Origin of the sequence: Amycolatopsis lexingtonensis, assembly GCF_014873755.1 — a bacterium.
Lineage (GTDB): Bacteria > Actinomycetota > Actinomycetes > Mycobacteriales > Pseudonocardiaceae > Amycolatopsis > Amycolatopsis lexingtonensis.
On record NZ_JADBEG010000001.1, the window covers coordinates 5734924 to 5746640 of the forward strand.

The 11717-nt window shown below is 69.8% G+C and carries 8 protein-coding genes; 6 read left to right on the top strand and 2 right to left on the bottom strand.

Features of this window, described 5'->3' with window-relative positions:
• The first annotated feature begins 131 nt into the window (after positions 1–131).
• Positions 132–1658 (top strand): sensor histidine kinase, encoded by a 1527-nt coding sequence (locus tag H4696_RS25790; protein WP_086855767.1) that lies wholly within the window; start codon positions 132–134, stop codon positions 1656–1658.
• A 52-nt stretch (positions 1659–1710) separates the two neighbouring features.
• Here the strand turns inward: H4696_RS25790 and H4696_RS25795 are convergent, their stop codons facing one another.
• Together H4696_RS25795 and H4696_RS25800 are read right to left on the bottom strand one after the other, a co-directional pair.
• Positions 1711–3642, bottom strand: coding sequence for a S53 family peptidase (locus tag H4696_RS25795; protein ID WP_086855749.1), 1932 nt, complete (start codon positions 3640–3642; stop codon positions 1711–1713).
• 298 nt (positions 3643–3940) lie between these two features.
• The gene (locus H4696_RS25800) at positions 3941–5083 is read right to left on the bottom strand and encodes an ROK family transcriptional regulator (RefSeq protein WP_086855748.1); all 1143 of its coding nucleotides are present in this window, start codon (positions 5081–5083) and stop codon (positions 3941–3943) included.
• 59 nt (positions 5084–5142) lie between these two features.
• Here H4696_RS25800 and H4696_RS25805 point away from each other — a divergent pair, with 59 nt between their 5' ends.
• The 5 genes from H4696_RS25805 to H4696_RS25825 all read left to right on the top strand — a co-directional run bounded on the left by H4696_RS25805 (position 5143) and on the right by H4696_RS25825 (position 11716).
• On the top strand, positions 5143–6360 hold the full coding sequence (locus tag H4696_RS25805) for an MGH1-like glycoside hydrolase domain-containing protein (protein WP_086855747.1): 1218 nt from the start codon (positions 5143–5145) through the stop codon (positions 6358–6360).
• Positions 6361–6515: 155 nt separating this feature from the next.
• A complete protein-coding gene (locus H4696_RS25810; RefSeq protein WP_086855746.1) occupies positions 6516–7688 on the top strand; it encodes a hypothetical protein in 1173 nt (390 codons plus the stop codon).
• On the top strand, positions 7678–9369 hold the full coding sequence (locus H4696_RS25815; protein ID WP_086855745.1) for a hypothetical protein: 1692 nt from the start codon (positions 7678–7680) through the stop codon (positions 9367–9369). The genes H4696_RS25810 and H4696_RS25815 overlap by 11 nt, the downstream gene beginning before the upstream one ends.
• Positions 9366–10451 carry a hypothetical protein gene (locus H4696_RS25820; protein ID WP_192782535.1) on the top strand — a complete coding sequence of 362 codons (1086 nt, stop codon included), beginning with the start codon at positions 9366–9368 and terminating at the stop codon, positions 10449–10451. Before H4696_RS25815 ends, H4696_RS25820 begins: the two co-directional genes overlap by 4 nt.
• Positions 10452–10510: 59 nt before the next feature.
• Entirely contained in the window at positions 10511–11716 is a 1206-nt protein-coding gene (locus H4696_RS25825; protein WP_086865233.1) for an adenylate/guanylate cyclase domain-containing protein, read from the top strand.
• Position 11717: the final 1 nt, after the last annotated feature.

Sequence of the window (11717 nt, forward strand, 5' to 3'; positions counted from 1 at the left end):
CCCCGGGGTTCACCCTAAGGCGCCGCCGCCCGGTGTAACGCGAGAGCCCGAACAGGCGAATCACGGTGTGCGTGGCCGGGAGCACACCGGGAGGGGTGGGCGTGGCGCAGCAGCACCCGCGGACGCTCGTGATGACCGGCCTGCTGGTCGCCGGCCTGGCCCTCGGCGTCACCGCGCTGACGCTGAAGGTGGCCGACGGCGGGCATTCCGCGCTCGACACCGCGCTCAGCACCACGACCGGCTTCCTGTTCCTGCTCGCGGGCGCGGTCGCGCACGTCCGGCGCCCGGCCAACCCGATCGGCGTGCTCATCGCGCTCGCCGGCGTCGCGCTGTTCCTCGAAGACCTCCAGTTCGCCCGGAACCCGGTGCTGTACACGATCGCCGTGCCGCTGCGCGCCGCGTCCAGCCCGGTGATCGCGCACCTCGTGCTCGCGTTCCCGCACGGCAGGCTGCGGTCGCGGTGGGAACGGCTGCTGGTCGCGGCGGCGTACCTGGTGGTGCTCGGTTCGGGCGTGGTCGGGCTGCTGGCCGGCGACGACCCGCGCGACCTGCTGGCGATCCGGCCCGGCGCGGACGGCGGCGCGTTCGCCGACCGCGCGCTCGAGCTCGCCGCCACGGCGATCAGCGCCGGCGTGGTCGTCGTGCTGCTCTACCGCTGGCTGACCGGGCGGCTGCCGCAGCGGCGCCTGCTGTCGCCGGTGATCGCCATCGCCCTGCTGGGCGCGCTCACGTCGGGCGCGGGCACGGCGCTCGGCGACGGGCACCCGCTGTCCCACCCGCTCCTGCAGGCGTACCGGATCCTGTTCTGCCTGTGGCCGCTGGCGTTCCTGACCGGGGTGCTGCGCGCCCGCGTCGGCAACGCCGAGATGATCCGGCTGCTGCTGGAGCGCGACGGCACCGGACTGGCCGCGCTGGTGCAGGACGACGAGGTCTGGAAGGACAGCCGGTCGATCGACGCGCTCGACGCCGCCGCCGGGCTGGTGCTCGACAACCAGCGGCTCACGGCGGAACTGGAACACCGGCTGGCCGAGGTGCGCGCGTCGCGGGCGCGGCTGGTCGAGGCCGGGGACGAGGAGCGCCGCCGCCTGGAACGCGACCTGCACGACGGCGCCCAGCAGCGGCTGGTGAGCGTCGTGCTCCTGTTGCGGATGACCGGCCGCCGCTACGGCGACAAGCTGCCACCCGAGGTGCGTGCCCTGCTCAGCGGCTCGGTCGACGAGCTGCAGACGGCGATCACCGAGCTGCGGGAGCTGGCCCGCGGCATCCGGCCGGCGATCCTCACCGAAGCGGGCCTGGTCGCGGCGGTCCGGTCGCTGGCCGACCGCAGCCCGATGGACGTGGCGCTGTCGGTGGGCACGGTGCCCCGCCTCGACGCGGCGGTGGAGGCGACGGCGTACTTCGTGACGTCGGAAGCGCTGACGAACGCGTTGAAGCACGCGCGGACCGAGCGCGTCGGCGTCCGCATCACCGTCGAAGGGGCCGAGCTGCGGGTCGCGGTGACCGACGACGGCGTCGGCGGGGCGTCCCTGGACGGCGGGACCGGGCTCGCGGGCCTGCGTGACCGGGTCGAGGCCCTCAGTGGCGAGCTGACCGTCGCCAGCGGCCCCGGCGGCACCGCCGTCAGCGCGGTCATCCCCCTGGTCGCCGAAAAGCCGTGAATGCCACATTGAGGGACGTAACGTCTCTCAATGTGGCATTCACGGACTTGGACTAGACGAGCAGCAGGAAGAGCAGGCCGTTGGGCGTGCCCAGACCCGTCACGTCGTCGTAGCCGGGGGTGGTGTGGATGGTCAGGCCCTGGTAGTCGAGCGTGCGCACCGAGGTGAGCAAGCCGCCCGAAGCGTCGACCGAGTTCGCGTAGTCGACGCGCTCCACCGCGGCGTCCACGTGCTTCACGTCGCTGATCGCCGAAGTGCGCGAGGTCAGCTTGTAGATCACGGGGTTGATGAAGCCGTGGTGGAAGTGGTCGAAGCTGTCGGCCACCGCCATGATGCCGGCGAACACCGGCGACGCGAGGCTCGTGCCGCCGATCCGGTACTGGTCGTAGTAGGCGCCGTCCGGGAAGGTCTGCGTCTGGCCGACCAGGAAGCCGGTGTTCGGGTCGCCGACCGCGGAGATGTCCGGGACGACCCGGCCCTTCTTGTGGCCGACCTGGTTCTTCGTGGACAGCGCGTCCGGCACGACGCCCTTCTGGTAGAAGGGCTGCTCGAACAGGCGGCTCGTGCCGCCACCGGACCCGCTGGTGTAGTTGGCCGGGCCGTAGACACCGTTGGTCAGCGAGGACTTGCTGGTCTCCCAGCCGGTCTCGAAGATCCGCTTGCCGTCCTTGCCGATCGCGACGGACGTGCCGCCGACCGCGGTGATCCACGGTGCCGAGGCGGAGAAGTCCGGCGACGGCGTGCCGAGGCGCGCGACCTCGTCGCCGTTGTCACCCGAGGAGAAGTAGACGCCGATGCCCTCGAGCACCGCCTGCAGCGAGATCTGGTTGAACACCTTGACCTCGTCGGCCGGGATGTCCTCGCCGGTGTCACCGTAGGAGTTCGACACGATGTCGGCCTTGTGGCCGGCGATCACGTAGTTCAGCGCCACGTCGAGGGCGTTGTCCTCACAGGACTCGCCGCCGACGTACAGGATGTCGGCACCCGGCGCGAGACCGTGGGCGGCCTCGACGTCGAGGGTCTCCTCGCCGTACCAGCCCGCCGCGTCGCACTGGTCCGGCGGCTCGAGGACCGGGTTCGCCGGGAAGATGTGCTGCTTGAACTGGCTCTGCTTCAGCGGGTGCGCCGGGTCGTTCTTCTTGGCGTACGTGCTCGCGTCGGCGTAGATCGTCGGCGAGGCGAACGCGTCGACGATGGCGATCGTGGTGCCCTTGCCGTCCGCGCCGACCTTGTCGACGCCGTAGGCCGACCGCAGCTGCGCCGGGGTGTAGCCGCAGGGGGCGTAGGGCAGGTGCTGTCCGTTGTAGGCGGGATCGGTGGTGTCGATCTTCTCGCCGTAGTAGGCACTGCACGGCCGCGCGTTGCGGAAACCGGGGCCGGGGGCGACGTCGGACGGCGTCCCGGAACCGGTGGCGTGGTCCGGCTTGAACAGGTTGGTCGCCTGGTCCACGCCGACGACGCCGAGGACGTCGCCGGCCAGGTTCGCCGGCACCGACAGGTTCTTGTCGGCGGCGCGGAGGGTCTGGCCCTTGACCTTGTACTTGCCCAGCTTGACGCCGAACGCGTCCTGCGTCTGGCCGGCGGTGCCGGTGGCCTCGACGTAGGCGCGGTTCGACGGCACCTCGCCGATGCTGAAGCCGTTGCCGGTCAGCCAGGACTTGACGGCGTTGACCGTGGCGTCACTGGCGGCGAAGCGGTCGCGCACCTGGTCCGGGCTGAGGTACTGGCGGTAGGTCGCGCTGTCCGGATCGGACACGGCCTGCGCCAGCGCTTCGGCACCGGCGTTGTCGCGCTGGTTCAGGTAGACCCGGAAGCTCAGCTTCGCGGCGGGCGCCGTGTCGGCGACCTTCGCCTGCGCGTTCGCCCACAACGGGTGCGACTGCGGAATGTCCTGACGCCCCTGCGCGGACGCCGTGGCCGGCAGGGCGCCGGTCAGGCCACCCACCACCGCGAGCGAAAGGAGCAGGGTGGAGCTTCTTCGCACAGAAATCTCCCTCTTCGAAAGCGGCCCCCAGAAAACGGGCCTTGGAACACCGGGTGAGACTAGATCGGTGTTCCGCTCGCGGGGAAGTACTTGCGGAACCGTTATCTCGTCGCGAATTCACGTCCCGCTGGGCGTGGTGCGGAAATCCGATTTGTCGGACGAAAAACGCGAGGAATGCTCCTCGATGCGCGGTAAGTCCGGTTTCCCGGACCAGGTGCGACGTCGGCGCGCCACCTACTAAAGTCGGATGGTCTGTCCACTCGGGACAGTCCACGCTGTGACGGCACTTCGGCCGTGGTCAAGGACGTGCGGCCAGCCTTCGATCCACTTCGGCCACGGAGAACACCGTGTCCACGACCAGTGCCACCGCGCCGCCGAGCGCGTCGCCGCGGCCGCCGATCGCGACGCGCAGGTTCTGCGTCGCCCGCGGGAGGGCCCGGCGGTAGAGCTCCTCGCGGACCCCGGCGACGAAATGCGGTTCGGCGAGGTCCCCGGCGACCACCAGCACGCCCGGGTTGACCACGCACACGAGCGTCGCGAGCACCTCCCCCACCTGACGGCCGGCGATTTCGGCGAGCCGGACCGCTTCCGGGTCGCCCGCCACGAGGCGGTCGCGGACGCCCGAGCCCGACGTCGTCGGCAGGCCCAGCTCGGTCAGGCGCGCGGCGAGGGCACCCCCGCTGGCCACCGCGGCCAGGCAGCCGAACGAGCCGCACAGGCACCGGGCGTCCGGGTGGCCGGGCAGGCGGATGTGGCCGATGTCGCCCGCGCCGCCGTCGACGCCGCGGTACACCTCGCCGCCGATGACGATGCCGGCGCCGATGCCGGTGGACACCTTGACCACCACCAGCGCGGCCGAGTCCGGGTAACGGGCGCGGTGCTCGCCCAGCGCCATCAGGTTCGCGTCATTCTCGACCAGCACGGGGGCGTCGAAGCGGGCGCCGAGGTGGTCGCCGATCGGGTAACCGTCCCAGCCCGGCATGATTGGCGGCTGCGTCACGCGGGCGCGGCCGGGTTCGACCGGGCCCGGCACCGAAACGCCGACACCGCAGACCGGCCGCCCGGCTTCGGCCAGCATCGCGTCGAACCATCCGGCGATCGTGTCGAGCACCGGTTCGGGGCCGTCGGCGACGCGGACCTCGCCGCCGCGGTGGGCCAGCCGCCGTCCCGCCAGATCGGTGACCGCGGCCTCGGCGTGCGTGGTGTCGATGCTCGCGGCGAGGACGACGGCGTGCTGCTCGTCGAAGCGCAGCTGCCGCGCCGGGCGGCCGCCGGTGGAGTCCTCCTGGCCGCCCTCGGCGAGCAGACCGGCCTCCTGGAGCCGGTCCAGGCGCGCGGTGAGGGTCGAGCGGGACAGGCCGCTGCGGGTCAGCAGGGCCTTCCGCGTGGTCGCCTCCCCCGTCTTGACCAGCTGGAACAGCTCGCCGGCACTGGTCGGCATCCGGCTCCTTCCCCACTTTTGTCTATTGACAATACACAAGTTGGAGATAACTTGGACATATGGATGTAACACGAGCCGCGGCCGTACTGTCGGGCAACTGGCTCGGCTCGTCGACCGTCCCCTCGCGCGGGCTGTACCCCCACCAGTGGAGCTGGGACTCCGCGTTCATCGCGGTCGGCCTGCGCCACCTGGCGCCCGAGCGCGCGCGGCGCGAGCTGCTGACGCTGTTCTCCGCGCAGTGGCGCGACGGCCGCGTCCCGCACATCCTCTTCAACCCGGACACCCCGCCCGAGGCGTACTTCCCCGGCCCCGGTTTCTGGCGCGCCGGCCGGACGTCCGGGCTGATCCAGCCACCGGTGCACGCGCGCGCGGTGCTGGCGGTGCACGAAGCCGAGCCGGACCGCGAATTCCTCGCCACGCTGTACCCGAAACTGCGGGCCTGGCACGAATACCTGCTGGGTTCACGCGACGCCGGCGGGCGCGGGCTCGCCGCGATCGTGCACCCGTGGGAGTCCGGAATGGACAACAGCCCGGCGTGGGACGGCCCGCTGGCGCGCGTCACGCCGTCGACCGGGTTCGTCCGCCGCGACCTGGCGCACGGCACGGCCGCCGACCGGCCGAGCGACGAGGACTACGGCCGGTACGTCCGGCTCGCCGCGGACTACCGGGACAGCGGCTACCGGGCCTTCGGCGAGTTCGTCGTGGAAGACCCGGGCTTCAACGCGCTGCTGGCCGACGCCGAACTGGCGCTGGCCGCGATCGCGGACGAACTCGCCCTCCCGGCGGCCGCCGCCACCCACCGCGAATCCGCGGCGCGCGTCGCGAAGGCGTTGCAGGACACCCTGTGGGACAACGGCTTCTTCTTCGCCCGCGACGTCCGCACCGGCGCGCTGACCCCGCAGCACACGTGCGCGGGCCTGCTGCCCCTGGTGCTGCCGGACCTGGCGGTCGCCCCGGCCCTCCTCGCCACGGCGACCGGCCCCCGTTTCGGCCTCGGCCGCGTCCACGGCGTCCCGAGCTACGACCTGACAGCCCCGGACTTCGACCCGGCCCGCTACTGGCGCGGCCCGTCCTGGGCCAACGTCGGCTGGCTGCTCCACCGCGGCCTCCTCGCCCACGGCGAGCACGCACTGGCCGAGCACCTGCGCGACGACCTGCTGACGACGGCGGCCGACACGGATTTCGCGGAGTACTGCGACCCGCTGACCGGCTCGGGTCATGGCACCCGCATGTTCAGCTGGACGGCGGCGCTGGCCGTGGATCTCCTGTTTTCGTGATTCATTAACCCGATCGAGTTGACATATTCTGGACAATTAGAGCCCAAAATCGTCGAATCGATTCCTGTCACTCATTCGGGTGGTTGTTGCCGGCTTAAGCTCCGGGGAGCATTTGAAACTCCGGAGCCAGCCGCCGCAACCGAAGGGGTACGCCGATGTCGGTCGAGATCACGTCCGGCGAATGGCTGAGGGTCCGGCTACCCGAGCAGATCGACACCGCCTCGGTTTCGGCCACCTTGGCGCGACTGGCAGCGGCCGGGCACGACGCGCCCATCGATCTCGACCTCGCCGACGCCACCACCGTCGACATCACCGGCTTGATGGTCTTGCTTTCGGTGCTCGACGAACGCAGCGCGGCCCGCCAGGAGACCTTGATCTCCTTGCCCCGGAATCCGGTGATGACCGACTTCCTCTTGGAGTGCGCGTTTCCTTCGGCAGCCGCCATGGTCTCGCGGTCGCAGTTCGGAACACTTCATTGGGCGGACGGCGCCTTGCCGATCCGCGATCAGGTGAGACTCCTGCGCCCCGTGCCGAACCGGCCCTCCGGCACCGCGTACGAACGCCTGCGGGACGAGCGTTTCTTCGGCTTCTTGACCTATTCCTTCCAAGCGGAGCCCCAGATCGCCTCGATCGTCGCGACCGAATGGTCAAGGTGGCGAGGACCGGTCGTTCTCAGCTTCCTCGACACCGCACTCAGCCACCGAGGAGCGGAAGTCGCGCGTGTGCTGATCTACGAGTTGCTGACGAACGCGGTGTTGCACCCGGGCGGCGATCTGCTGACCGTCGGTTCCTGGGTCACGGAAACCGAATCCGGCGACCCGGAACAACTGGTGATTTCGTTGTGGGACAACGGCGACAGCATGGTGCGGACGCTCCGCACGAGCCTGTCGGCGAACCAGCCGATCAGGGTCGCCGAGGCGGCCGTCGACGATGCGTTCACCGTCGAACCCCTGGATTGGCACCCACGCTCGGCGAAGTACACGGCCCGGTGGACCCCCGGGGCGGACGCCACCGACGAAGAGCTGCTGCTGGCCTCGGTCTTCCCCGGAATATCCCACCGGACGACCAAGGCGCCGCCGCACTCGATCACGCGCACGCGCGAGCTTCCGCAGGAGTACGGTCTCCACGCTTTGTACCGGTGCGCGATCGACCTCTTCGGCGGTTCGCTCGAGATCCGCACGGGCAACCAGCAGCTGAACCTCGCCAGCGCACCCCACCAGCGGCGCCGCGGCCCCCGCCGCTACCGGGCGCGCCTCGCTCACGTCACCGGTCAGCCGTTCCACGGGAACCTGCTCACCGTGCGCCTGCCGTTGCGCCATGCCCGGTAGTCCACGGCGTCCCTGGCAGCTGGAAACCGAGGTTCTGCGGGTCGGCGCCCTGGCCTCCGAGCCGGTCGAGGAGGCCCGCCGCAAGTTCCACGAGTGGCTGGCGCGAAGACTGGTCACACCGGTGGCGGTCAGCCGCCCGGCGAGCTTCACGCGCTACATCCCGGCGGACGACATCCGGAACTCCGTCCTGCCGTCGACGGAAATCCTGGGCTTCACCACATCCGGCACGGATCGCGAAGTGAAGATCATCGACTGCTCCGGCAACCGCTACGGCGACATGGGAGAGAACTTCCTCCACTGGGTCGCGCTGTGCGCCGCGAAGTTCGCGACCAGGCCGGAGCAGCTCAGCGTGGTGTTGCTCCCGAACTTCCCGCACAACACGTTCAGCCCGTTCTGGACGCCGATACTGGACATGCCGGCGGATGCCGGCACTGTCGTCGTCGTGAACAAGGCCGGGCAGCTCGAGCCGCACGGCCATCCCCTGCCCCTGTCTTCCCCCGATCCCGAAGGCTTCCAGGCCAAGTACCGGAGCATCAACGGAGCACCCCGGCAAGACTTCGAAGACAAGGTGATCCGGCGCATCGGGCACTTCGAGATCAGCGAACAGTACTGCAGCCACTTCTTCTTCGACGGCTCCCGTGCCGTCACGGAACTGGCCGAAGTTCTCCACGACACGATCGTCGACGTGGCGGGTAAGCGAATCGGCCGGACGGCGTTGATCGTCCCGGCGAAGACCGACTCCTGGATGGAAGGAGCCGTCACCGCCGCGGCCAACCGGCTCAACGTCCCTTGGAGCAAATGGCCCGAGGACCCGGCGGACATACCGAAGCCGACTTCGGGGACGACCTACATGTTCCTCCTCGACTTCATCAACACGGGCGCCACCTACACGCGGGTCGTGCAGGAAGCGGTCGAGGCGGACTACAAGCTGCACCGGTACTCGATCGCGGCCTTCAAGTCCTCGGACTTCCACACGGAGGGCAACGGCCTGCCCGCGGTGCAGCACGTCAAGGCGGTCGTCGCCGAGAGGGTCAGCCGGGAGCAGTGCGACCAATGCGCGCTGAGGCTGCCGCACACCGACAAGCAGCGGAACGACTTCGCCGGGCTGCGATCGTACGACGCGTGGTACATCCTCACGAGTGTCGAGTGGAAGCCGGAGGTGTACGGGCCGCCCGAAGCGCAGCGGCTGCTCCACTTCCCCCCGTTCGCGACGATCTTCGCCCGGTTCGGCGACTGCTTGGCCTACAAGCTGGAGAAGGTCATGCAGGGCGTGGCACCTCCCGGCGTGGTGATCGTCTGTCCGGAGGAACCCGCCGTCCAGCTGCTGATCCGCCGGATGCAGCATTGGGCGGACGACCGGATGGTCGCCGTCCCGCTGCCCCGTGACGCGTTGACCGGAGCCGAGGGCCGCACCATCGCCGAGATCCGGCACCTCGCGGACGGCACCGGGTGGGGACGGCAGCTGGAACACCTGTCGCACCACCAAGCGAGCGTGGTGATGCTCGACGAGATCAACGCTTCGAACGCGACCGCCCAGCAGATGTTGCGCGTCCTCAAGGCGTTCCAGATCCAGCCGCACGCCTACACACCCATCTTCAACTTCGTGCCGGCGGACCAGCTCGACGGCGTGCAGATCCATTCGCTCTACGAAATTCCCAGCCCTCGCCGGGTGTGGTCATGACGCGGCCGCGCCGGCAGCGAGAGCGCGCCGAGGAGTCGATGGCGTCGATCGCCCACTTCCTCCTCCGCGATCCGGAAGGGATCCAGCGCATCCTCATGATGCGCGACTACGCGAGCCGAGCGGCGACGCTGCCGGCCCGCGAACGAGCGGAGCTGGACATCGCCGTGATCGAGTCCTTCCTCCCGCCGATGCCCGGCAGCGCCCCGGCACGACGTCATCCCGCTCCGGCCGAGGAGGTCCAGGACGTCGACGTCTTCATCCTCACCGTCCAGCCTGTGGAGCTCCAGGCGACCCTGGCCGCGCTGCGCATCGAAAGCGGGCCCGACGCGGTGCGCCGCGACCGCCCCTACTACCACAAGAAGATCCCCTACACGGCGGCCGGACTGGCGGTCCCGCCGGCGGAACTCACCGTCGCGGTGACGGCGATCGGTGAAGCGTACGGTCTCCACACCCAGCACGCCGTCGACGAAATCGCCACCTTCTACCGGGCGAACGTGTGGATCCTCGCCGGCATGGCGGCCGGTCTCCCCGGCCACACCAGGAAAGGCGATGTCCACCTTCCGAAGACCGTCTGGTGGTACGAGCCGGGCCGGCTCACCCCGGACCGCTTCGAACCGCGGCCGGAAGTAGCCAGCCGCGGCCCGATGAACTTGCAGCTCATGCGTTTCGATCCCACCGGCGCCAAGCTTCACGACCGGCTCGCGGCGGCGATCGCCGAGCTGCCCGGCCGCCACCGTCCCCCCGATCTGCCCCCGGACTTCGAACCGCGGGTGTCCGTCTTGTCCGACGCGGTCGCCTCCGGGGACAAACTGCTCCGGGACGGTGCGCACCTGCTCACCCTGCACGAGAGCAATCAGCGGATCGTGCTGGGCGATCAAGAGTCCTACGGCTTCGCGTTCGCCTGCCGGGACGTGGACTGGATCATCGCGCGGGGAGTGGCCGACTTCGGCGATCCGGAGAAGGACTCCTCCTACCAGTACCTCGCGACGCTGCTGGCCGTGCACACCGTGCTGGAGTTCTTGGAGAGCATCTACATCCCGCCCGTCTTCGCCATCCCGGGCCAGGCGGACGACCAGCCGTGAAGGGCGGTTCACGCGCCGATGGCAAGACACGACCGTGCGGTCTGTGGTGTGCTGGGTAGATGGACGCGGATCAGTTCAAGGCCGACGTGACCTACGACGACGTGTACGTCTTGTTCCTCGACGCGTCGGGTTACTCCAGCATCGTGCAGCGCAACCCCCGGGACCGGGCCGCGCACGCTTTCGACCTGCTGCGGGTGCGACTGATCGCCAGAATCGAGAAGGTGGCCCGTGACCTCGGTTGCGCTCGTGCCGAGCTGTGGAGCTGGCGCGGCGACGGTGGCTTCTTCATCTTGCACGACGACAACGAGAGCGTGACGCGGGACGTCACCCTCAGCGCCGGCCGGGCGATCCTCACCGAGGACGTCCCGCAGTTGCGGGAAGAGCTCGCGAAAGCGGAATTCGCCGGTGAACTGCGACTCCGGCTGGCCGTGCACAAGGGCCCGATCCGGCTGCCCGCCGATCGGCTCGCTTCGATCCATTCCCCGCACATCAACTTCGCAGCCCACCTCGAAGAAGCGGTCCCGCCGGACAGGTTGGCCATCTCCGATGCCGTGCACCGGGTGGCAGGCCCCTTCACCGGCGAGTTCGAGTGGGTCGGCGTATTCGAAGAGCAGCAGGTCCACCTCATGCAGACTCCCGGCGAACGGGAAGCGGGCCGACGAACGTGGCTGCGGTCGACCGGTCTTCCCGGCGGGGTGCGGATACACGGCTACCCCCGCCGTCCCAGCCAACAGGACAAAGCCCATCTGGTCAGCACCGCATCGGAGCACCTGCTGGATCTCGGAACGACCCTCAATTCCTGCTCCAACCGGCTGGTCACGACCGACCGTCCCGCGGTCTACCGGGATGCGGTGCTCGACTTCCTCCGACGAGGCGGCAGGTACCGGTGCGTCCTCCTCGATCCGGCCGGCGAGGCGACAGTGATCTTCTCCCGGCTCCGCGGCGAACAACTCGCCCCGAAGATCAAGGAATCGCTGCTCAGGTTCAAGAAGTTCAAGCAGCGCCACGCCGCCGACACCGAGCGCTTCGAGGTGCACCAAGCGGCCGAGTTCCCCGGGATGGCCGCGCTCTGCGCCGATCCCGGGCCGCACTCCTTGATCCTCTACTCGCCCTACCTGCTCGGCATCGGGCCGGCCGCGGCGGCGCTCGACCGGGCCGACATGCCGCACTACTTCGCGACTCCCGATTCCGGTGACCTGCACCGGACCCTCGACGCGGCCATCACGCGGGCGACCCGGCCCGAGGTGCTGGAACGGGTCCTGTAGC

Coding starts and splice junctions, on each gene's coding strand:
- H4696_RS25800 (WP_086855748.1), bottom strand. CDS start 5,083: ATGCCGACCAGTGCCGGCGAGCTGTTCCAGCTGGTCAAGACGGGGGAG.
- H4696_RS25825 (WP_086865233.1), top strand. CDS start 10,511: ATGGACGCGGATCAGTTCAAGGCCGACGTGACCTACGACGACGTGTAC.
- H4696_RS25805 (WP_086855747.1), top strand. CDS start 5,143: ATGGATGTAACACGAGCCGCGGCCGTACTGTCGGGCAACTGGCTCGGC.
- H4696_RS25815 (WP_086855745.1), top strand. CDS start 7,678: ATGCCCGGTAGTCCACGGCGTCCCTGGCAGCTGGAAACCGAGGTTCTG.
- H4696_RS25790 (WP_086855767.1), top strand. CDS start 132: ATGACCGGCCTGCTGGTCGCCGGCCTGGCCCTCGGCGTCACCGCGCTG.
- H4696_RS25810 (WP_086855746.1), top strand. CDS start 6,516: ATGTCGGTCGAGATCACGTCCGGCGAATGGCTGAGGGTCCGGCTACCC.
- H4696_RS25820 (WP_192782535.1), top strand. CDS start 9,366: ATGACGCGGCCGCGCCGGCAGCGAGAGCGCGCCGAGGAGTCGATGGCG.